This is a genomic window from Bacteroides oleiciplenus YIT 12058 (assembly GCF_000315485.1).
GTDB lineage: Bacteria > Bacteroidota > Bacteroidia > Bacteroidales > Bacteroidaceae > Bacteroides > Bacteroides oleiciplenus.
The window spans coordinates 111,387-134,767 of record NZ_JH992946.1 but is presented as its reverse complement, the minus strand read 5'-3'; the positions used below and the strand labels follow the sequence as shown (position 1 = coordinate 134,767).

Sequence of the window (23,381 nt, the reverse complement as noted above, 5' to 3'; positions counted from 1 at the left end):
TTAGTAGTAAGTAGAATAGCTATATGAAGAAAATACAATGCATATTCGGGACATTGGCACTCATTGCCTTCCCGACCTGGGCACAAGCCCAAACGCAAGCGAAAGACACTACCCTGAGCCGTACGGTCGTGGTAGAACAAGAATACAACCCGGACATCATGGATGCTTCCAAGGTGAACGTATTGCCCAAAGTGGCACCACCTACTGTCAGCAAAAAGACAGTGGAATATGACGCTACTCTTGTACCGGCAGGAAACATTCCCGCAAGCACAATGCAGGCTTACACAGGAGTGGAAAGCCAGGACAAAGCGCAACGCGGCTATGCCCGTCTGGGATATGGCAACTACGGCAATCTGGATGCCCGCGCCAACTATCTGTTCATCCTGCCCAACAGCGATAAACTGAACCTGAATTTCCACATGAACGGCATGGATGGCAAACTGGACATGCCCGGTTCCGATGAGAAATGGAGCGCACGTTATTATCGCACACGTGCCGGTATGGATTATGTACACTCTTTCCGGAAAGTAGATTTGAACGTAGCCGGTAACTTCGGGCTAAGTAATTTCAACTATATGCCCTACACTTCAAATAACAAACAGAAATTCCTGTCGGGCGATGTACATTTCGGAGTGAAATCAACCGGTGAAGAATTACCTCTTCAATTTCATGCCGAAACCAACCTGATGTTCTACGAACGCCAGCACGACTTTCAGTATGAGAATGCACAGGAAGCAATGGTACGGACCAAAGCCGGTGCAATGGGCGCCATCTCCGGCGAACAATATGTGGGTGTAGAGTTAGCTATGGACAATGTGTTTTACAAAAACAACGAATTCGACGATTATACATCCGTAGAGTTGAATCCCTATTACCTGTACCAGAACGACGACTGGAAAATCCGCCTCGGTGCCCACGTTGATTTCGCTTTCGGATTCGGCAAGAAATTCCGGGTAGCACCCGACGTAACCGCCCAATATATTTTCTCCGACAGTTATATACTCTATGCCCAAGCCACAGGCGGACGGCGGACGAATGACTTTCGCAGACTGGAAATGATTTCCCCTTACAGTCAGACCATAGGCCAGTTGGACGCTACTTACGAACAGTTGAATGCTGCCCTCGGTTTCAGAACCAGCCCTGTCACAGGTTTGTGGTTCAACCTTTATGGCGGATACCAGGACTTAAAAAATAACCTTGCCACTATCGGAATTTCCGGCGTTGTTGATCAGGCCTACAGTAGCTCATACCTCCTGCCGCTCCAGGCCAACATGCATAATATATATGCAGGCGCCGAAATCAGCTACAGCTATAAGGATATTATTTCTTTCTCCGCCTCAGGTGTTTACCGTGACTGGAAAACAGCAAAGACTGAAGACAACAGCGGAGAATTACTGCTGGCCTACATGCCTTCTTTCGAAGCGAAGTTTAACGTAGATATTCGCCCCATCCCTTCTGTTCTGGTTAACCTCGGTTATCAACACGCCACCCGCGAAAAAGTGGGAGACCAGCGTGTGGACCCCGTCGGAAACCTGTATCTCGGCGGTAGCTACGAAGTCTTCAAGGACATCTCCATCTATGTCCGTGCAAACAATTTATTGAACAAAAACTATCAATATTATTGGGGATACCCCACGGAAGGTATCAATTTCATGGGCGGAGTGAGTTTCCGTTTTTAACAAACGACATGGCAAAAAAAGTCATTTTTGCTAAAAAAGAATATATTCTCCACATATTATAAGGTGGAAACAATTGTTTTTTTCTACTTTTGCGGGCGAATTCAGTGGCAGGAGTCACTATAAAACAGAAATTTATGCCAAAAAACCTTGTCATTGTCGAATCACCGGCAAAAGCAAAAACAATTGAGAAGTTCCTGGGAAAAGATTATAAAGTCCTTTCCAGCTACGGTCATATACGCGATTTGAAGAAAAAAGAATTCAGTATTGATGTCGAAAAGAACTTTGAACCGGATTACGAAATTCCGGAAGATAAAAAAGCGCTGGTAAAGACATTGAAATCTGAAGCGAAAGAGGCTGATACCATTTGGTTGGCTTCCGATGAGGACCGCGAGGGAGAAGCCATTGCGTGGCACTTGTATGAAGTACTCAAGTTGGAGCCGGAAAACACCAAACGCATCGTATTCCATGAAATTACCAAAACCGCCATCCTGAAAGCCATCGAGCAACCGCGAAACATTGACATCAACCTTGTTAATGCCCAGCAGGCACGACGTATTCTCGACCGTATCGTAGGTTTCGAGCTATCACCCGTATTATGGAAGAAGGTAAAACCTGCACTCTCCGCCGGACGCGTGCAGTCGGTAGCCGTACGCCTCATCGTAGAGCGCGAACGTGAGATACATGCTTTCCAGAGTGAAGCATCCTACAAAGTAACTGCCGTCTTCCTCGTTCCCGATGCTGATGGCAAACTGGTAGAGATGAAAGCGGAACTCGCACGTCGGCTCAAGACCAAAGCGGAAGCCCAGAAGTTATTGGAAAGTTGTCAATCGGCCATATTTACCATTGAAGATATTACGACGCGTCCGGTAAAGAAAAGTCCGGCTGCACCGTTCACCACCTCTACCTTGCAACAGGAAGCTGCGCGCAAACTCGGTTTCACCGTAGCACAAACCATGATGGTAGCTCAACGGTTGTATGAGTCAGGACGCATCACTTACATGCGTACCGACTCCGTAAACCTATCAGAATATGCCATCAACGGCAGCAAAGAAGCCATTACCAACATGATGGGTGATAAATATGTGCATTCGCGCCACTTCAGCACCAAAACCAAGGGAGCACAGGAAGCGCATGAAGCCATTCGCCCCACCTACATGGAGAATGCACAGATAGAAGGCAGCGCACAGGAAAAGAAACTGTACGACCTGATATGGAAGCGTACCATCGCGTCTCAAATGGCAGATGCCGAACTGGAAAAGACAACCGCAACCATCAGTATAAGCAATGCATCCGAGACTTTCAATGCCGCCGGAGAAGTTGTTAAATTCGATGGTTTCCTACGTGTGTACAGAGAGTCTTACGACGACGATGTAGAGCAGGAAGATGAAAGCCACCTGCTGCCACCTCTAAAGAAAGGTCAGAAGCTGGAGTATCAGAACATCACTGCTACCGAACGCTTTACGCAACATCCGCCCCGCTACACGGAAGCAAGCTTGGTACGTAAGCTGGAGGAATTGGGTATTGGTCGTCCTTCTACCTATGCACCGACAATTTCTACTATTCAGCAACGTGAGTATGTAGAGAAAGGGGACAAAACTGGCGAAGAGCGTTCCTACAATGTTATCACACTGAAAAAAGAAAAAATAACAGATGCCACCCGCACTGAAATCACCGGAGCGGAAAAAGCGAAGCTTCTGCCCACGGATACGGGTACAGTTGTAACCGACTTCCTGATACAGTACTTCCCCAGCATCATGGATTATAATTTCACGGCAAGCGTAGAAAAGCAGTTTGACGAAATCGCTGAAGGTGATACGAAGTGGACAACTATCATGAAGACGTTCTATAAAACGTTCCATCCGTCCGTAGAAAGCACCCTCGCTGCCAAGAATGCACATAAGACCGGAGAACGCTCATTGGGAAATGACCCTGTCAGCGGCAAACCTGTTTCGGTAAAGATCGGACGTTTCGGCCCTGTGGTACAGATAGGAAGCGCTGAAGACGAAGAAAAGCCCCGCTTCTCTCCTTTAAAGAAAGGCCAGTCTATTGAAACAATTACTTTAGAAGAGGCTATGGAGCTATTTAAGCTCCCCCGTACCCTTGGCGAGCATGAAGGCAAAACCGTTACGGTCAATGCAGGGCGCTTCGGTCCGTATATTTATTACGGCGGAACCTACACTTCACTCCCCAAAGGTGCAGATCCGATGGAGATAGAACTGGACGAAGCCTTGGAACTGATAAAGGAGAAAGCGGAAGCGGAAGCGAAAAAGCATCTCAAGAAATTCGAAGGAGAACCAGAGCTGGAAATCATGAACGGAAGATACGGTCCTTATATCGCTTATAAGGGTAGTAACTATAAGATTCCTAAGGATATTGTTCCGGAAGATTTAAGTCTGGATGCTTGTATGGAAATCATAAAATTGCAAAGCGAGAAAGCCGCATCGGCTCCTGCTAAAGCAAAGCGAGGAAAATACGCTAAGAAGAAAGCATAAAAACGATCTCTTATATAAAAAGAATCAGCCCCGGAATGAAAATCTTCCGGGGCTGATTCTTTTATAGTACATTCTTACATTCTGTCCGGCACTTCAATGCCCAGCAATCCCATGCCAAGACGAACCACTTTCGCTACATTCTCCGACAAAGCAAGACGGAATACTTTCACCGCTTCATTCTCTTCACGCAGGATGCTGAAATCATGATAGAACTGGTTATATTCCTTCACCAGATCATATGTATAATTGGCTATGATAGAAGGGCTGTAATCCGTGCCAGCCTGTTTCACTATAGCTGCGAAATCAGCCACCATCTGGATAAGGCCTTCTTCCTTTTCACTCAACTCAATACCTACAGGTATTTCAGCCGGAATAGCAATACCTGCTTCTGCCGCCTTACGCAACACAGATTGAATACGTGCATATGTATACTGAATGAACGGGCCTGTATTACCGTTAAAGTCAATGGATTCCTTCGGATTGAATGTCATGTTCTTACGAGCATCCACTTTAAGAATAAAATATTTCAGAGCACCCAGACCTACGATACGAGCGATATTGTCCGCTTCTTCCTGAGTCAGTCCGTCCAGTTTGCCCAATTCGTTAGAAGTTTCTTTGGCAGTGTTCACCATTTCTTCAACCAAATCGTCAGCATCTACTACCGTACCTTCACGACTTTTCATCTTACCTTCGGGCAATTCCACCATGCCATAAGAGAAGTGTACAAGACTCTTTCCCCACTCAAAACCCAGCTTGTCAAGCAAAATAGAAAGTACCTGAAAATGATAATTCTGCTCATTACCTACCACGTAAATCATTTTGTCAATAGGATAGTCAGCAAAACGAAGTTTAGCAGTACCAATGTCCTGAGTCATATAAACAGAAGTACCGTCAGCGCGAAGCAGCAACTTATGATCTAAGCCATCAGCAGTCAAATCGGCCCATACGGAACCATCTTCTTTTTTATAGAAAAAGCCCTTTTCGAGACCTTCCACCACTTTTTCCTTACCTTCAAGATAAGTATTTGACTCGTAATATATTTTATCAAAACTAACGCCCATCTTACGATAAGTTTCATCGAACCCTTCGTATACCCAGTTGTTCATCTTCGCCCAAAGTGCACGTACTTCCGAATCTCCGGCTTCCCATTTCACCAACATTTCGCGGGCTTCGTTCATCAAAGGAGAAGCAGCTTCAGCCTCCTCTTTTGTCATACCTTTTTCCATAAGTTCGGCAACCTCAGCTTTGTAGTGTTTATCGAAAGCCACATAATAGTCACCTACCAGATGATCGCCTTTCTTACCGGAAGATTCCGGCGTTTCACCATTGCCATATTTCAACCAGGCCAGCATGGACTTGCAGATATGAATACCACGGTCGTTCACTATATTCGTCTTCACCACCTTGTTACCATTCGCCATCACAATGTTGGCCAAGGCATTACCCAGTAGATTATTACGCACGTGTCCCAAATGAAGCGGTTTATTGGTGTTAGGTGAAGAATATTCAATCATAACCAGCGGAGAATTATCCGTGGCAGCAATGATACCGTACTCTTTATCAGCATGGATGCCGTTCAATAATTCAATCCAGGCGGAAGAAGCGATAGTCAGGTTCAGGAAACCCTTGATAACATTGAATGCAGCTACCGAAGGCTCATTGGCTTTCAAGTATTCGCCAATCTCTTGTGCGGTCTGCTCCGGTCCTTTCTTCGACATGCGCAGGAAAGGGAAAACTACCAGTGTGAGGTGTCCCTCAAATTCTTTTTTGGTTTTTTGCAGTTGTACCTGTGCAGCAGGCACATCCTGCCCGTACAGTACTTTCAGTCCGTTGATGACGGACACTACCAGTTTATCTTCTATATTCATGATTTAAAAGTATTTTCAGGCCGCAAAGATACTATATTTTGGCGAATTACGCGCTGCATCCGTTACGGATAATAAAAAAGGAGACACGTGATGCGTCTCCTTTCTACATTTTACTCATTACTATTCTTTATTCAATAGCCGCAGTCAATTCCATACCAGGTCTAAATTTAGCAACCTTCTTTGCCGGAATCGTGATTTTTGCTTTCGTTGAAGGATTAATGCCCGTACGTTCAGCCCTTTCGGATACAGCAAATGTACCGAAACCAACCAATGACACTTTGTCACCAGCCTTTAGAGCTTTCGTAATTGATGCCATGAAAGCATCCAATGCTTTCTTTGAATCCGCCTTCGTCAAACCGGACTCTGCTGCCATAGCGCTGATAAGTTCTGACTTGTTCATAATTCTAAAATTTAATAATTAATATGTTACACAAAAGATATCTGCAATAGTTGTTCACAAACCTCTACAAAAATAGAGCAATATTTCTGAATATCAAATAAAAACATTAAAAAAAGATTGGATTTTGGCGAAAAAAAAAGAATAGAAAGGCGTTTTTCTGTTATAGAACAGAATTTATTCGTATTTTTGCCGAATAAAGCGAAAACAGGCTGCACCTCAACATAAACAAGCGAGTTTGCTTCTGTTTTCGATTTGCACTATTTTTGCGACTTATTGATTGAAATTACAAATTATGAATGCCATACCAACAGTTACTAAGAACCTATTAATCATTAATGTACTGGTCTTTCTTGCGACCATTGTTGCTCAAACTTACGGCATAGATTTAGCCAGGTATTTAGGGCTTCACTTCTTTCTTGCCGATAATTTTAATATAGCCCAACTCATCACATACATGTTCATGCATGGAGGATTTACGCATCTCTTCTTTAACATGTTTGCCTTATGGATGTTCGGGCGTATCTTAGAACAAGTGTGGGGACCGAAACGTTTCCTGTTCTACTACCTGTTATGTGGCATCGGCGCAGGCTTTATCCAGGAAATTGTGCAGTACATTCATTACGAGATGGTACTCTCCGCATATGACAGCGTCAATACGGGCTACTCCGTCATTCCAATGAAAGAGTATCTCAACATGATGACTACCGTAGGAGCTTCGGGAGCTGTATACGCCATTCTGCTAGGTTTCGGAATGCTGTTCCCCAATCAACCGCTGTTCATCTTCCCGTTGCCGTTCCCCATTAAAGCCAAGTATTTCGTAATCGGATACGCGCTGATTGAGTTGTATGCAGGTTTCGCCAATAATCCGGGCGACAATGTAGCACACTTCGCACACTTGGGTGGTATGATATTCGGTTTTATACTGATAATGTACTGGAGAAAAAAAGACAAAGGAAATGGGTACTATTATAACTGACCTTAAGGAAGCTTTTCGCAGGGGGAATATTTATATCCAACTGATTTATATCAACGTAGGTGTCTTTGTCATCACTACGCTGACAGAGGTTATTCTGCAATTATTCAACCGTAGCCTTGGCAGTGTATTCGAGTGGCTGGAACTACCGGCTTCACTGACGCAATTCATCATACAGCCGTGGTCGCTATTCACATACATGTTCATGCACGCAGGATTTCTACATATCCTGTTCAACATGCTATGGTTGTATTGGTTCGGGGCACTGTTCCTCATGTTCTTCTCAGCCAAACACCTGCGCGGAGTGTACATATTGGGAGGTATTTGCGGTGGATTGCTATATATGGCGGCATACAACATTTTCCCGTATTTCCGTCCGATGGTTGATTACTCATTCATGTTGGGAGCATCTGCTTCCGTACTCGCTATTGTAGCTGCTACGGCTTATCGTGAGCCCAACTATCCGATACGGTTATTCCTCTTCGGCACAATACGGTTGAAGTATCTGGCTCTTATCGTTATCGGAACGGATTTACTGTTCATCACATCCAGCAACGCAGGCGGACATATTGCACATTTGGGTGGTGCGCTGGCAGGAGTTTGGTTTGCTGCCGGAATAAGTAAAGGCAGAGATATAACTACCTGGATTAATAAAATTCTGGATGTCATCGTTTCCTTGTTTAGTTTCAAGGCCCGCAAGCCAAAAATGAAAGTACACTACGGCAATAGCCGCCAAAAAGATTATGACTATAACGCCCGCAAGAAAGTACAATCCGAAGAGATAGACCGTATCCTTGACAAACTGAAAAAGTCGGGATATGAAAGCCTGACTACGGAAGAAAAGAAAAGCTTGTTCGATGCGAGCAAACGATAGTACAAGAAAATGGGAATAGAACATATCGGCAAATTCGTTGCTTATCTGATTTTAGCGGTCAACATCTTCTTCATAAGCTTGTTGCTTCTTACCGCTTACAGCCCGCATATCAAGCCGGTTGCCCATCCTGTTGAGTCCTGTCTGGGGCTGACATTCCCTATTTTTCTGGTGATAAACATTTGCTTTCTCATCTTTTGGCTTATCATTCAGAAATACAAGTTCGCATTGTTTCCGCTGGTAGCCCTTCTCATTTGCTATTCGCAGATAAGGACTTACCTTCCCGTCAACTTCCATACCAGTAAATTACCGGAAGATAGCTTCAAAGTGCTGTCATACAATATCATGGGTTTTGACGGAGCTGTAAAGAAAGACGGAGAGAACCTGATTCTGAACTATCTGAAGAACAGTGGGGCTGACATTCTATGCTTGCAAGAATACCAAACTGTAGAATCTCCTCATCATCTCACCCAAAAGGATGTCGATAAAGCCCTGAAGGACTACCCATATCATAAAATCCAGCTTGTGGGAAGTGGCAAAGGGCACACCAACCGGATAGCTTGTTATTCCAAATATCCTATTCTTTCGTCGCGTAAACTGGATTATGCCAGTGAATACAATGGTTCTGTGGTTTATGAACTAAAGATGGGAGAAGACACCGTAATGCTCATCAATAACCATCTGGAATCCAACAAGCTGACAAAGGAAGATAAAGTAGTGTATGAGAGCATGCTCAAAGCCCCCGAAAAGGAGAAAGTAAAAAGCGGCATGCGTCTGCTTATCCGCAAACTGGCGGAAGCATCAGCCATCCGTGCCCCGCAGGCCGACAGCATTGCGCAAGAAATTGCCTCGTCGCGGCATCCCTACATTATTGCTTGTGGTGACTTTAACGATACGCCTATTTCTTATGCCCACCGGGTCATCGGCAAGGAGTTAAATGATGCTTTTACCAAATCCGGTCGCGGACTGGGCATCTCCTACAATCAAAATAAATTCTATTTCCGGATCGACAATATCCTGACAAGCAAGAATCTGAAACCCTACAACTGCACAGTGGACCGCTCAATAAAAGAGTCCGACCACTATCCCATCTGGTGTTACTTGAAGAAGTTGAGAGTTGAAAATTAATAATTAATACTTTATACCTAATACTTATGTTCAAAAAGTGTATTTTTATTTTAGCAACAAGTTGTATGATGTACTCCTGTGCCACGCAGACGGAAACCAATCCGTTCCTCACTGAGTTCCAAACCGAACATGGCGTACCGCCTTTCGATAAAATCAAACTGGAACATTACGAACCAGCCTTCCTGAAAGGTATTGAAGAACAAAATGCGAATATCGACGCTATAGTGAACAACTCTGAAGCTCCGACTTTTGAAAATGTAATCGTCGCTTTTGATAACAGTTCTCCGATACTCGACCGGGTTAGCGCCATTTTCTATAATATGACGGATGCGGAAAAGACAGACGGTCTGAACGAACTATCCATCAAACTCGCCCCGACCCTATCGGAACATAGCGACAATATCTCGCTAAATCAGGAACTTTTCAAAAAAGTAAGCGCTGTATATCAACAGAAAGAATCTTTAGGACTGACTACCGAACAACAGCGTTTACTGGAAGAAACTTACAAAGACTTTGTTCGTTCCGGAGCAAATTTATCTCCCGAAAAGCAAGCACGCCTGCGCGAAATCAATAAGCAACTGTCTACATTAGGACTTAAGTTCAGCGATAACATCCTGAATGAAAACAATGCATTCAAACTTTACATAGATAAAGAAGAAGACCTTGCCGGACTGCCCGACTGGTTCTGTCAAAGTGCAGCCGAAAAAGCAAAAGAAGATGGCCAGGAAGGAAAATGGTTGTTTACGCTGGGCAATGCCAGCCGCATCCCGTTCCTGCAATATTCCGCCAATCGCCCCCTGCGCGAGCAGATGTACAAAGCATACATCAGCCGTGGTAACAACAACGATAAGAACGATAACAAGAAAATTATTACGGACATCGTCAGCCTGCGTCTTGAAAAAGCACAATTGCTGGGCTTCGATTGCTATTCCAACTTCGTATTGGACAACACGATGGCCAAGAACTCCACTACAGTCATGGACTTCCTGAACAATCTGTGGAGCTATTCTTTGCCGAAAGCAAAAGCCGAAGCTGCCGAATTGCAGAAAATCATGGATAAGGACGGTAAAGGTGAAAAGCTGGAAGGATGGGACTGGTGGTATTATACCGAAAAACTTCGCAAAGAGAAATACAATCTCGAAGAAGATGAGATCAAGCCTTACTTCAAACTTGAAAACGTGCGTGAAGGTGCTTTTGCAGTTGCCAACAAGCTCTATGGCATCACGCTGACCAAGTTGGAAGGTATTCCCGTATATCATCCCGATGTAGAAGTCTTCGAAGTGAAAGACGCCGACGGCTCACACCTGGGTGTGTTCTATGTAGATTACTTCCCCCGCCCGGGCAAGAGCGGCGGTGCATGGATGAGCAATTACCGCGAACAGCAAGGCAACATCCGTCCGTTGGTATGCAATGTATGCAGTTTCACCCAGCCCGTGGGCGATATGCCTTCATTGCTGACCATTGACGAAGTAGAAACCTTATTCCACGAATTCGGTCACGCTCTGCACGGACTACTAACCAAATGTAACTACAAAGGTATTTCCGGAACAAATGTAGTACGCGATTTCGTAGAATTACCTTCTCAAATCAATGAGCACTGGGCCACTGAACCTGAAGTACTGAAAATGTATGCCAAGCATTATCAAACCGGCGAAACCATCCCCGACAGCCTCATCGAAAAGATCCTGAACCAGAAAACCTTCAACCAGGGTTTCATGACAACCGAACTGCTGGCTGCCGCCATTCTGGATATGAACCTGCATAACCTGACGGACACCAAAGATTTGGATGTATTAGCCTACGAAAAAGAAGCAATGGACCAACTGGGACTCATCCCTGAGATTGCTCCGCGCTATCGCACCACCTACTTCAACCACATCATCGGCGGTTACGCTGCAGGCTATTACAGCTATTTGTGGGCAAACGTACTGGACAACGATGCTTTCGAAGCTTTCAAGGAACATGGCATCTTCGACAAGAAGACAGCCGACCTCTTCCGCTACAACGTTTTGGAAAAGGGCAACAGCGAAGATCCAATGACTCTTTACAAGAACTTCCGCGGTACAGAACCGCAACTGGAACCGATGTTAAAAAATCGTGGAATGAAGTAAAAACAATGTCATACAAAGGTGGTAAATTCTTTGCCGGGTGCAAATATTTGAGTTCCTTTTACTTCCGAATGTGAAAAAAAAACTATATTTGCAGCCTTGTACGCAACAGAAATTAATTAAAAAAGTAATCATAATAAACTAAAAGTAACATGCAAAACAAAGGATTCGTAAGGATTTTTGCAGTATTGCTCACACTGGTGTGTGTGTTCTACCTTTCCTTCTCTTTTGTAACTCGCCATTATAACAATAAGGCAAAAGAGTACGCTAAAGGAGATTTGAAGTTGGAACAAGACTACCTGGATTCTCTGTCAAACGAGAAGGTGTGGTTCGGCAATTGGACACTGAAACAGTGTCGTGAGATGGAAATAAGTTTAGGTTTGGACTTAAAGGGTGGTATGAACGTCATCCTCGAAGTTTCCGTACCCGATGTAATCAAAGCATTGGCGGATAACAAGTCCGACGAAGCATTCAACCAAGCATTGGCAAATGCCGCCAAACAGGCTATCAGCAGCCAGGACGACGTCATTACTCTGTTTGTGAGAGAGTATCATAAGATTGCTCCGGGTGCCCGCCTTTCCGAACTTTTCGCCACTCAGCAATTAAAAGACAAAGTTAACCAGAAATCTTCCGATGCTGAAGTTGAGAAAGTATTGCGTTCGGAAGTGAAAGCCGCCGTCGATAACTCATACAACGTACTCCGTACTCGTATCGACCGTTTTGGTGTGGTTCAGCCCAACATCCAGAGCCTGGAAGATAAGATGGGACGTATCATGGTGGAACTCCCGGGTATCAAAGAGCCTGAACGTGTAAGAAAATTACTACAAGGTTCTGCCAATCTGGAGTTTTGGGAAACATACAACGCAAAGGATGTTGCACCTTATTTGCAAGCTGCCGATAACAAACTGCGCAGTCTTTTGGCAAACGAAGTGCAAAATGACAGTGTAGCTGTCGACAGCACTGCCGCTCCAGTTGTGGCACAGGCCACCAGTACAGCCGATAGCCTTGCTGCCGCACTGAAAGGTGAAAGCAAAGCACAGACTGTCGACCTTGCACAAATCAAGAAAGAGCATCCGTTGTTGGCTGTTCTGCAAGTTAACTCAAGCGGACAAGGTCCTGTTGTAGCTTATGCCAATTATAAGGATACAGCTGACATCAACAAATATCTATCCATGAAAGAAATTCAAGCTGAACTCCCGAAAGACCTTCGTCTGAAATGGGGTGTTTCTGCTTATGAATATGATCCGAAAGGACAGACTTTCGAACTTTACGCTATCCGCTCTACCGAACGCAACGGACGTGCTCCGCTGGAAGGTGACGTAGTTGTTAGTGCTAAAGACGAATATGACCAATTTGGTAAACCTGCCGTAAGCATGTCTATGAACACAGACGGTTCACGCCGCTGGGCTCAGTTGACTAAACAAAACATCGGTAAGAGCATAGCCATCGTATTGGACGGTTATGTATATTCTGCACCGAATGTAAATACGGAAATTACCGGCGGTAACTCACAAATCACCGGTCACTTCACTCCTGAACAAGCAAAAGACTTAGCGAACGTGTTGAAATCCGGTAAGATGCCGGCTCCCGCACGTATCGTTCAGGAAGACATCGTAGGTCCGTCTTTGGGACAAGCTTCTATCAACGCGGGTGTATTCTCATTCGTTGTGGCACTAGTACTGTTGATGGTTTACATGTGTATCATGTATGGCTTCATTCCAGGTATGGTTGCCAATGGTGCATTGGTACTGAATATGTTCTTTACACTGGGTATCCTTTCGTCCTTCCAGGCGGCCCTGACAATGTCCGGTATTGCCGGTATGGTATTGGCACTGGGTATGGCAGTGGATGCGAACGTATTGATCTATGAACGTACAAAAGAAGAGTTACGTGCAGGCAAAGGTGTGAAGAAAGCCCTCGCAGACGGTTACTCTAATGCGTTCTCCGCCATCTTCGACTCCAACTTAACATCTATTATCACAGGTGTCATCTTGTTCAACTTCGGTACAGGTCCTATCCGCGGTTTCGCTACGACCTTGATTATCGGTATCTTGATTTCGTTCTTTACCGCTGTGTTTATGACACGTTTGTTCTACGAGCACTTCATGGGCAAAGACAAGTTGCTGAACCTGACATTCTGCTCTAAGATTTCCAAGAACCTGATGGCGAATGTACATTTCGACTTCATGGGTGGAAACAAGAAATGGTTGACTATTACTGGTGTTATCCTCGTAATCTGTATCGGTTCGCTCTTCGTACGCGGCTTGAGCCAGAGTATCGACTTCACCGGTGGACGTAACTTCAAGGTACAATTTGAACAAGCAGTTGAACCGGAAGAAGTACGCGAACTGATTGCAAGCAAATTCGGTGATGCCAATGTAAGTGTAATCGCTATCGGTACCGATAAGAAGACAGTACGTATCAGTACTAACTACCGCATCGAAGAAGATGGTAACAACGTTGACTCTGAAATCGAAGCATACTTATATGAGACTCTGAAACCTGTATTGACTCAGAATATCAGTCTGGAAACATTTATCGACCGTGAAAACCATACGGGCGGTAGTATTGTCAGCTCACAGAAAGTAGGTCCGAGTATTGCTGATGACATTAAGACTTCTGCAATGTGGTCTGTTGTTCTCGCTCTGATTGCTATCGGTCTGTATATCTTGATTCGTTTCCGCAACATCGCATATAGTGTAGGTTCCGTAGTTGCACTGACCAGTGATACATTGATGATTATGGGTGCTTACTCACTGCTATGGGGTCTTGTTCCTTTCTCTTTGGAAATCGACCAGACTTTCATCGGTGCTATCCTGACGGCTATCGGTTACTCTATCAATGATAAGGTGGTAATCTTCGACCGTGTGCGCGAGTTCTTCGGTCTGTATCCGAAACGTGACAGAAAACTGTTGTTCAATGATTCATTGAATACAACTCTGGCACGTACCATCAATACCTCATTGAGTACATTGATTGTATTGCTGTGTATCTTCATCCTCGGTGGTGACTCTATCCGCAGCTTCGCATTCGCAATGATTCTCGGTGTTGTAATTGGTACACTTTCTTCTCTGTTCGTTGCATCTCCTATCGCATATATGATGATGAAGAACAAAAAGATTACTGAACCTGCTGCTGAAGTAGTAAAATAAGGTAGACATACCGTCTGAATAAAAAAGGGGAAGCCGATAATTAATCGGCTTCCCCTTTTTGCTTTTCCAAACTTTCAGTAGTCCCGAGGGGAATCGAACCCCTATCTAAAGTTTAGGAAACTTCTATTCTATCCGTTGAACTACAGGACCAAAAACATTTGCGGTTGCAAAGATAAAGCATTCTCTCGATTTAACAAGGAGGAACGAATCTTTTATCAACAAGATTATGAATACCAAAACAAGGCTACAGACAAGCCGGTTGGTTAAAACTGAAAAGTTAAGGAAAAGCACATCTTACAAGATTTTATCAAAATGTAAAGCTATATTAGCTACTAACAGTAGTATTTCAGTCGAAAACGCCTACACTTTGTCAACACACATAGTTCTAAAAACAAATGATAATATGCAACTTTTATTCCCTCATCCCGTACACATAGTTAGAGTTTTGTTCACTCCAAATATCAAAAAACACTCATTTTGCAATTCTTTTAGTACACAATCACAGATTACGTCCAAAAGATTTTGCCAAGTCGCATAACTTTACGACATTTGCAAATGCATCTCTAAAAGTGCAACTTAAAACGATCCTATAAATTAATCATAGTAATACGAAATTATGGCAAACGACATGATGGTAAAAGAACTGGATCAAGTGGTAGTCCGCTTCTCCGGAGACTCCGGCGATGGTATGCAACTCGCCGGCAACATCTTTTCAACAGTATCAGCTACGGTGGGAAACGACATCAGTACTTTCCCTGACTATCCGGCAGACATCCGCGCCCCGCAAGGCTCTCTGACCGGCGTATCAGGTTTTCAGGTGCACATCGGTGCCAGCAAAGTTTTCACCCCGGGCGATAAATGCGACGTACTGGTAGCAATGAATGCTGCCGCTCTGAAAACCCAGTATAAGTTTGCTAAATCCACTGCTTGTATCATTATCGACACAGACTGCTTCCAGGCTTCCGACTTACAGAAAGCTGCCTTCAAGACTGATAATCCTATCGAAGAGATGGGCATCAAGCAAGATGTGATTGCAGCACCTATCTCTCAGATGGTGAAAGATTGCCTGGCTGAAACCGGCATGGACAAGAAAGCCATGCTGAAATGCCGCAATATGTTCGCTCTCGGCTTGGTTTGCTGGTTGTTCAACCGCGACCTGAAAATCGCAGAAGACTTCCTGAAAGAGAAATTCGCCCGGAAACCGGAAATAGCCGAAGCCAATATCAAAGTGATTCATGCCGGATACGATTACGGTCACAATACGCACGCTTCCGTGGCACATACTTACAAGATAGAAAGTAAGATAAAGACTCCCGGTGTCTATATGGACATCATGGGTAACAAGGCTACCGCTTACGGTTTCATCGCCGCTGCTGAAAAGGCAGGCCTGAAACTGTTCCTGGGTTCTTATCCTATCACTCCGGCAACAGATGTATTGCATGAGCTTTCCAAACATAAATCATTGGGCGTCGTTACTGTTCAGTGCGAAGATGAAATCTCCGGTTGTGCCACGGCCATCGGTGCTTCATTTGCAGGTGCACTAGCTGTCACTACAACCTCCGGTCCGGGTGTCTGCCTGAAGTCGGAGGCCATGAATCTGGCAGTTATTACAGAACTTCCACTGGTAGTTTTGGACGTGCAGCGTGGTGGCCCTTCTACAGGTCTGCCGACCAAATCGGAACAAACCGACTTGTTGCAGGCACTGTTCGGCCGCAACGGCGAAAGCCCGATGCCGGTTATTGCAGCTACATCACCAACTAACTGCTTCGACGCAGCTTACGCAGCTTGCAAGATAGCATTGGAACACATGACTCCGGTAGTTCTGCTCACCGACGGTTTCGTTGCCAACGGTTCCGGTGCATGGAAACTACCCAATCTGGATGCATATCCCGAAATCAAGCCGCAGTATGTGACTCCCGAAATGAAGGATAACTATACTCCGTACAAACGCAACCCGGAAAATCAGGTACGTTACTGGGCTGTTCCGGGACAGGAAGGTTATACACATATCCTCGGCGGTCTGGAAAAAGACAGTAACACAGGTGCTATCTCTACCGACCCTGAAAACCACAATCTGATGTGCCACCTGCGCGCAGAGAAAGTGGCTAAGATTGCCGTACCCGATGTAGAAGTACAAGGCCACGCTGATGATGCAGACTTGCTGATTGTAGGTTTTGGTGGTACTTACGGACATTTATATTCGGCTATGGAAGAGATGAACAAAGCCGGACAGAAAGTAGCCTTGGCTCACTTCTCTTACATCAATCCGTTGCCGAAAAACGCGGCTGAAGTATTGAAGAAATACAAGAAAGTGGTAGTTGCCGAACAGAATCTGGGACAATTTGCCGGTTATCTCCGCATGAAGGTGGATAACTTCACTCCGTATCAATTCAATGAAGTCAAGGGACAACCATTCTTAGTAAGCGAACTGGTTGCCGCCTTCACCGAGATATTAAATAAATAATAACCCCGTAAAGAATCGAAAGACATGAGCGAATATACAGCTAAAGATTTCAAAAAAGGACAGCCCCGTTGGTGTCCGGGTTGCGGTGACCACTTCTTCTTGAATTCACTGCACAAAGCATTGGCAGAAATCGGTGTTAGACCTTGGGAAACAGCCGTTATCTCAGGTATTGGTTGTTCCAGCCGTCTGCCTTATTATATGAATACATACGCGATGCAAACTATCCACGGACGTGCAGCCGCAATCTCTACGGGATGCAAGGTTGCTAATCCGAAACTGAGCGTTTGGCAAGTTTCCGGTGACGGTGACGGTTTGGCAATCGGTGGTAACCACTTTATTCATGCTATTCGTCGTAATATAGATATCAATATCCTGTTGCTGAACAACCGTATTTACGGTCTGACGAAAGGACAGTATTCCCCGACGTCTCCCCGTGGATTCGTCAGCAAGTCTTCTCCTTACGGTACGGTAGAAGACCCTTTCCATCCGGCTGAACTTTGTTTCGGTGCCCGCGGCCGCTTCTTTGCACGCTGCGTAGCTACGGACGGCCCCGGCACGGGAGAGGTGCTGAAAGCTGCTGCCGGTCATAAAGGCACAGCTGTTTGCGAGATTCTGCAACACTGCGTTATTTTCAATGACGGTACTTACGACTCAGTGTACAACAAAGAGGGACGTGCCAAGAATGCTATCTATCTGGAACATGGACAACCGATGCTATTCGGCGAAAACAAGGAATTCGGATTGATGCAGGAAGGTTTCGGACTGAAAGTGGTGAAGTTGGGCGAAAATGGTATTACTGAAAAGGATATTCTCGTTCACGATGCGCACTGCATGGATAATACATTGCAATTGAAGCTTGCCCTGATGGAGGGTCCCGACTTCCCGGTTGCACTTGGTGTGATTCGCGATGTGGAAGCTCCCACTTATGACGATGCCGTCATGGAACAGATTGAAGAAGTATCGGCAAAGAAGAAGTATCATAACTTCAAGGAGTTGCTGATGACGAATGATATTTGGGAAGTAAAGTAAGAAAATACAATATTCCTTTCTGATAAAAGCCTCATTACCGTACTATAAAGTAGTAACGATAATGAGGTTTCTTCGTAATTGGTAACGGATATTCCCAAATATCAATATAATATTTGGGATTTAAACTTTAAAAGCTTTTATCACTGCATTATAACGGCGTTTCATAAGTGAACTACCAGAGTTGTTCATACGAACCAATCGAGTTGTTCGACTGAACGACTTCGGTTGTTCAATCAAACAGCACTAGTCGTTCACTTTGAATAGTAAACATTCAGGGAGTTATATATAGTTTTCGGGCTGTAACGTGCCGGTAGCTTATGCCTTGCACGGGATACTTCCTGCACAGTTATGAATTCTCCCTTCCGCCTCCCTACACACCCCCTTCCACCCGCAAACACCGATGAATAAAGAAAGAGAAGGATGTGGAAGGGGTATGGGTGGCAAATAGTGGAATCAGATTATATCCCGCAACGGTAATAAATTAACCCAACCAACGGCATAGATTTCCGAAAATATCCATAACTTTGCCCATAACAAAACTAAAAAAAATAACATGAGAACAAAACTTCTATTCGGGATACTCCTGTTAGTATCCATTATCAGCTTCATGAGCTGTGACGACGACAATTCAGAGAACACCCCCCTTGAGCCGTTTCAGATTGAGAAACAATCGTACGAAGTCATTAAGGATGGATATACTCATATATACATCCATAACGGTAGCGGCAAAATAAACTTCTCCATAGAAGACCCTCAGATAATCGACGCCAGCTATCAGGAAGGTACATCCGACAATAGTTGCTTAGGGATTGTCCGCATAGAAGGGAAACAAAAGGGAGAAACCCGTATAACCCTCACAGACCCGACAACACAGGAAACGGAAATCCTGAAAATGAAAGTCATTGACCGCTATTTGGTTTATGGTATAGAAGAAAGCAATCATCCGGCACTCAAATCGAATATTGTAATGTATTTGATTAATAATGAAAAACGGGATTGCTATTTCTTCCCCTATGTAGATTCTGAACACAAAGTTTCGAATAAACTTATAGCCAGGGGCACATACGACTTCTCAGTGAAAACAGAACATGGTACGGAAGTTTCAGCCATACCCTATCTCACATTGACTTATCCGGCTGATGAGAAAGGGAACTTTACAGACGCAACAATCCCGCCCACTCCTCATGAATTCAGGTTTATGATGGAAGAAGGAGCCACAAGCTATGCTGTGCTTGGCCTTATACAGCACTATCTGAATGTAGATTGGGAAGCACTTACACCCAAAGATACTTCTACAAGAAATGACATCATCATAAGTCCTACGTTAAAAATGACCGTGGATGATACCAACTATTCCATCACCGGAACATTCAATTCCATTCCAGCAATTCCGGAAGGAACGTTGGATTAGTGATTAGTGGTTAGTGATTAGTGATTAGTGGGCTGCGCTATCATGCCGCATGGCGTTAATCACTAATCACTAACCACTAATCACTAATTTCCCCTCTTTTCCCTTTGATTATAAAAGAATTAGTGTATATTTGCAGTAGGCGTACATTAACCTTTTAACATAACCATACTATGGGCAGAAGACTACTCTTTGACCGGTTTTCGCAGCAAGCTCTTCAGACCTTGCACCGGTATCGTGCCGTAATGTTCAGTCCTACCCTTTATTCATGTTTTTAGTTCACGAGTGATAGTTAGTTTCAATCATTTACTAAACATGAATATATTATGGATAACAGACCTTCCATAGCCGAAGTACAAGAATGGGTACTGAAGCTATACAACACGTGTGAGCAAACCATTACAGACGAAGAGCGTAAAGAACAACACAAATACGCCGTCATGGTGCAACGCCCGCAGGATAAGAAGTTCCTGGTGAAAATGCTCGATGAATCCTCGCAGATACGCGACCGCAGAAAGCTTGCCGCCCGCATCAAAACCCTGATAGACCGATATGGTGTGCCCGAATTCCTGAACCAACGGGATGCTTTCCTCTTCAAAATGTACCAAGCCTTCGGACATCACTTCGACTTTATCGCCATACCTATTATAAAGAAACGCCTGCGCATGGATACGTCCAAAGTCATCCTCGACGAAGCGCGCCCCAAGCTAACCAAACATCTCGCCACCCGCTCGCAACAGAAAATCGGACAGAACGTAAACCTGTTGGGCGAAGTCGTGCTGGGGAACGGAGAAGCCGACCACCGCTACCATCATTATCTGGAAGCGCTGGAAGCCCCGGACATCAACTATATTTCTGTCAAAATATCCGGCATCTATGCTCAGACGCATGCGCTGAACTACGAAGAAAGTTTCCCCGAACTGGTGAAACGCATGTCCGCCCTGTACCAGAAAGCGATAGATTTCCCCTATACGGACGAAAAGGGCGTGAAGCATGCGAAGTTCGTCAACCTCGATATGGAAGAATATAAGGATACGCACTTCACCCTGCGACTGTTCAAGACGGTACTGAGCAAGCCCGAATTCAAAAATTATTCGGCAGGAATCGTAGTGCAGGCCTATCTTCCCGATGCTTATAATTTCCAGACGGAACTACTGGAATTTGCCAAAACACGCATGGCGAATGGTGGTGCACCGCTCAAGATGCGCCTCGTAAAAGGGTGCAATCTGGAAATGGAAACCGTGATTTCTTCCCTGCGCGGCTGGCCCAATCCGATACTTTCGAGTAAAACGGAAGTAGATGCCAACTATCTGCACATATTGGAACGCGCTCTGTTGCCCGAAAACGCCAAGGCACTTCATATCGGTGTGGCTTCGCACAACCTGTTCACTATTGCATATGCATATCTGCTGAGCCAGAAGTCCGGCAGCGCGGAGTACATGACATTCGAGATGCTGGAAGGCATGGCGGACCACGTATGGCGCGCACAATCCCAGTTGGGAAACCACGTCATACTCTACGCCCCGGTGGTAAAGGACGAGCATTTCCTGAATGCCGTTTCCTATCTGGTGCGCCGTATGGATGAGAACACAGCTCCCGACAACTTCCTCACGCATTCGTTCAACCTGAAACCGGGAACCGATACCTGGGACTTCCTGCAAAAGCAGTTCGAAGAAGCCTATCACCGAAAAGACAGTGTTTCGCACACGCCTACCCGCACGCAAAACAGGCTACTCCCTTACTCCCCTGTTCCGCCGACCGATGTAATAAAGAACGAACCAGATACGGATTTCGACCTTCCACAAAATCAGGAATGGGCGCGGAATATCTTTACCAAATGGAAGAAGTCTCCGGGTGATACTCCGGAAATCATTCCTTTGCAGATAGGTGCTGAAACGGTGGTTTGCGAGAAACGCCACAAGTATATGGACCGTTGTCAGGACGACGAGGTATGCATCTGCGAAATGTCGCAGGCTGATACGGAACAAGTACGCCGGATTATCGACATTGCCGATAAAGACCCGGCAGGCTGGCGGAAGACTACACTGGAAGAACGCCACAAGATCATGTTCGAAGCCGCCAACCGTCTGGGTGATATGCGCGGCGACCTGATAGGTTGCATGTGTGCCGTGACGGGCAAAACCGTTGTGGAGGGTGATGTGGAAGTATCCGAAGGTATAGACTACGCCCGTTTCTACACCACCATCCTAAAGAAGTTTATCGCACTGCCCGATGTGGATATTGTCCCGAAAGGAACCATCCTCGTCATTTCCCCCTGGAACTTCCCGTGCGCTATCCCTATCGGCGGCATCGTAGCCGGACTGGCAGGTGGGAACACAGTTATTCTGAAACCCGCAACCGTGGCGGCACCCGTAGCGTGGCTGTTTGCCAAAGCTTTCTGGGATGCAGGCGTGCCGAAAGAAGCACTCCAAGTCATCATTACCGACCGCCCCGCCCTGAAAGAGCTGACCACCGCTCCCGCCATCCGGCATATTATCCTGACAGGCGGCACAGATACCGCCCAGAACATTGCACACAGCAATCCGGCTACTCCGCTTTCGGCCGAGACAGGTGGCAAGAACACCATCATTCTCACCGCTTCGGGCGACCGCGACCATGCCATTATGAATATTGTGGCTTCCGCTTTCGGCAATGCCGGGCAGAAATGTTCAGCCTGTTCCCTACTGCTCGTGGAGCGTTCGGTTTATGAAGACAAGAACTTCCAGGACAAACTGAAAGATGCCGCCACCAGCATGAAGGTGGGCAGCGTATGGGAAGCCGGAAATGTAGTGGGACCGATGATTACGAACCAGAACGATAAGTTGCTTCAAGCCCTGACGTTGGAGCCGGGAGAGTCGTGGTTGGTTCCACCCCGGTTCATAGATAAGAATGAATACATCCTCGCGCCCACCGTGAAGTGGGGAGTGAAGCCGAACAATTACTCGTTCCGCACCGAGTTGTTCGGTCCGTTGCTGAGCGTAGCCTGCATTGAGAATCTGCAGGAGGGAATAAAGCTGGTGAACAGCCTGGACTATGGTTTGACTTCCGGCTTGCAAAGTCTTGACGAGAACGAGCAGAAGTTATGGAAAGACTCCATCATGGCGGGTAATCTGTACATCAACCGCGGCATTACGGGAGCCATCGTCAATCGCCAGCCTTTTGGTGGAATGAAGTTATCTGCTTTCGGTGGCGGCGTGAAAGCCGGAGGACCCAACTACTGCACCTGCTTCGTGAAGATCACCGACAAAGCGAAGAGCACCACGAATTATAAGCAAAGCTATGCTCATGCCTATGAAGAAGAATTTGCCCATGCCCGCGACATCAACCATCTGTATGGCGAACAGAATGTGTTCCGCTATCTGCCGTTGAAGAATATGGTGCTCCGTCTTTTCCCGGGAGACAGTAACGAGGAAGCGGAAATGATTGCACTTGCAGCCATACTCTGTCATACTCCGTTGGCAATCAGTTTCGGTCCGGATGATGATCGCACAGCAGCATTATCTTCCGTCGGCTGTACATTGAAAAAGGAGACGCTGGAAGATTTTCTGAAAACAATGAAAGATTATGAACGCATCCGTACTTGCGGCGCCAATATTCCGATGGAGATGTACGTGGAAGCTGCCCGCACGGATAAGTATATCGCTACGGCAAGACCGGTAAAGGACGGACGGGTGGAACTCATTCATTATATTAAGGAACAGAGCATTTCATTCGAATATCATCGTTATGGCAGCATATTGGATGTGCCGCCTGTAGAATGATTCTTTTATAACAGAAAAAAGGGTCGCTACATTAAACTGTAGCGACCC

General features: G+C 45.5%; 13 protein-coding genes and 1 tRNA gene. 11 read left to right on the top strand and 3 right to left on the bottom strand.

The genetic code is table 11. The features are described 5' to 3' along the window. The first annotated feature begins 23 nt into the window (after positions 1-23). Entirely contained in the window at positions 24-1,679 is a 1,656-nt protein-coding gene (locus HMPREF9447_RS25045; RefSeq protein ID WP_009132459.1) for a TonB-dependent receptor, read from the top strand. 134 nt (positions 1,680-1,813) lie between these two features. Continuing rightward, entirely contained in the window at positions 1,814-4,171 is a 2,358-nt protein-coding gene (gene topA, locus HMPREF9447_RS25040) for a type I DNA topoisomerase (protein WP_009132458.1), read from the top strand. 74 nt (positions 4,172-4,245) lie between these two features. Here the strand turns inward: topA and argS are convergent, their stop codons facing one another. Together argS and HMPREF9447_RS25030 are read right to left on the bottom strand one after the other, a co-directional pair. Continuing rightward, the gene (gene argS / locus HMPREF9447_RS25035; RefSeq protein ID WP_009132457.1) at positions 4,246-6,039 is read right to left on the bottom strand and encodes an arginine--tRNA ligase; all 1,794 of its coding nucleotides are present in this window, start codon (positions 6,037-6,039) and stop codon (positions 4,246-4,248) included. A 127-nt stretch (positions 6,040-6,166) separates the two neighbouring features. Continuing rightward, positions 6,167-6,439 (bottom strand): HU family DNA-binding protein, encoded by a 273-nt coding sequence (locus tag HMPREF9447_RS25030; protein ID WP_009132456.1) that lies wholly within the window; start codon positions 6,437-6,439, stop codon positions 6,167-6,169. A gap of 292 nt (positions 6,440-6,731) precedes the next feature. Between HMPREF9447_RS25030 and HMPREF9447_RS25025 the strand changes: the two genes are divergently transcribed. The 5 genes from HMPREF9447_RS25025 to secDF all read left to right on the top strand — a co-directional run bounded on the left by HMPREF9447_RS25025 (position 6,732) and on the right by secDF (position 14,671). After that, positions 6,732-7,415 (top strand): rhomboid family intramembrane serine protease, encoded by a 684-nt coding sequence (locus tag HMPREF9447_RS25025; RefSeq protein ID WP_009132455.1) that lies wholly within the window; start codon positions 6,732-6,734, stop codon positions 7,413-7,415. Next, the gene (locus tag HMPREF9447_RS25020) at positions 7,396-8,286 is read left to right on the top strand and encodes a rhomboid family protein (protein WP_009132454.1); all 891 of its coding nucleotides are present in this window, start codon (positions 7,396-7,398) and stop codon (positions 8,284-8,286) included. The genes HMPREF9447_RS25025 and HMPREF9447_RS25020 overlap by 20 nt, the downstream gene beginning before the upstream one ends. A 15-nt stretch (positions 8,287-8,301) precedes the next feature. Continuing rightward, positions 8,302-9,411, top strand: coding sequence for an endonuclease/exonuclease/phosphatase family protein (locus HMPREF9447_RS25015; protein ID WP_044138721.1), 1,110 nt, complete (start codon positions 8,302-8,304; stop codon positions 9,409-9,411). 26 nt (positions 9,412-9,437) lie between these two features. After that, positions 9,438-11,522, top strand: a complete 2,085-nt coding sequence (locus tag HMPREF9447_RS25010; protein WP_009132452.1) for a M3 family metallopeptidase — start codon at positions 9,438-9,440, stop codon at positions 11,520-11,522. 149 nt (positions 11,523-11,671) lie between these two features. Continuing rightward, on the top strand, positions 11,672-14,671 hold the full coding sequence (gene secDF, locus HMPREF9447_RS25005; protein ID WP_009132451.1) for a protein translocase subunit SecDF: 3,000 nt from the start codon (positions 11,672-11,674) through the stop codon (positions 14,669-14,671). Between the two features lie 78 nt (positions 14,672-14,749). Here secDF and HMPREF9447_RS25000 read toward each other — a convergent pair. Beyond that, positions 14,750-14,821, bottom strand: a tRNA-Arg gene (locus tag HMPREF9447_RS25000). A gap of 466 nt (positions 14,822-15,287) precedes the next feature. Between HMPREF9447_RS25000 and HMPREF9447_RS24995 the strand changes: the two genes are divergently transcribed. The 4 genes from HMPREF9447_RS24995 to HMPREF9447_RS24980 all read left to right on the top strand — a co-directional run bounded on the left by HMPREF9447_RS24995 (position 15,288) and on the right by HMPREF9447_RS24980 (position 23,333). After that, entirely contained in the window at positions 15,288-17,135 is a 1,848-nt protein-coding gene (locus HMPREF9447_RS24995) for a 2-oxoacid:acceptor oxidoreductase subunit alpha (RefSeq protein WP_009132450.1), read from the top strand. Positions 17,136-17,159: 24 nt separating this feature from the next. Continuing rightward, a complete protein-coding gene (locus HMPREF9447_RS24990; RefSeq protein WP_009132449.1) occupies positions 17,160-18,164 on the top strand; it encodes a 2-oxoacid:ferredoxin oxidoreductase subunit beta in 1,005 nt (334 codons plus the stop codon). Between the two features lie 553 nt (positions 18,165-18,717). Beyond that, positions 18,718-19,575, top strand: coding sequence for a hypothetical protein (locus HMPREF9447_RS29210; protein ID WP_009132448.1), 858 nt, complete (start codon positions 18,718-18,720; stop codon positions 19,573-19,575). A 323-nt stretch (positions 19,576-19,898) separates the two neighbouring features. Continuing rightward, complete coding sequence (locus HMPREF9447_RS24980) at positions 19,899-23,333, top strand: proline dehydrogenase family protein (RefSeq protein ID WP_009132447.1); 3,435 nt, start codon at positions 19,899-19,901, stop codon at positions 23,331-23,333. Positions 23,334-23,381 lie beyond the last annotated feature (48 nt).

Excerpts from the sequence above, each read along its gene's own strand:
- HMPREF9447_RS25045 (WP_009132459.1), top strand. The coding sequence starts at position 24 with ATGAAGAAAATACAATGCATATTCGGGACATTGGCACTCATTGCCTTC.
- topA (WP_009132458.1), top strand. The coding sequence starts at position 1,814 with ATGCCAAAAAACCTTGTCATTGTCGAATCACCGGCAAAAGCAAAAACA.
- argS (WP_009132457.1), bottom strand. The coding sequence starts at position 6,039 with ATGAATATAGAAGATAAACTGGTAGTGTCCGTCATCAACGGACTGAAA.
- HMPREF9447_RS25030 (WP_009132456.1), bottom strand. The coding sequence starts at position 6,439 with ATGAACAAGTCAGAACTTATCAGCGCTATGGCAGCAGAGTCCGGTTTG.
- HMPREF9447_RS25025 (WP_009132455.1), top strand. The coding sequence starts at position 6,732 with ATGAATGCCATACCAACAGTTACTAAGAACCTATTAATCATTAATGTA.
- HMPREF9447_RS25020 (WP_009132454.1), top strand. The coding sequence starts at position 7,396 with ATGGGTACTATTATAACTGACCTTAAGGAAGCTTTTCGCAGGGGGAAT.
- HMPREF9447_RS25010 (WP_009132452.1), top strand. The coding sequence starts at position 9,438 with ATGTTCAAAAAGTGTATTTTTATTTTAGCAACAAGTTGTATGATGTAC.
- secDF (WP_009132451.1), top strand. The coding sequence starts at position 11,672 with ATGCAAAACAAAGGATTCGTAAGGATTTTTGCAGTATTGCTCACACTG.
- HMPREF9447_RS24995 (WP_009132450.1), top strand. The coding sequence starts at position 15,288 with ATGGCAAACGACATGATGGTAAAAGAACTGGATCAAGTGGTAGTCCGC.
- HMPREF9447_RS24990 (WP_009132449.1), top strand. The coding sequence starts at position 17,160 with ATGAGCGAATATACAGCTAAAGATTTCAAAAAAGGACAGCCCCGTTGG.
- HMPREF9447_RS29210 (WP_009132448.1), top strand. The coding sequence starts at position 18,718 with ATGAGAACAAAACTTCTATTCGGGATACTCCTGTTAGTATCCATTATC.
- HMPREF9447_RS24980 (WP_009132447.1), top strand. The coding sequence starts at position 19,899 with ATGGATAACAGACCTTCCATAGCCGAAGTACAAGAATGGGTACTGAAG.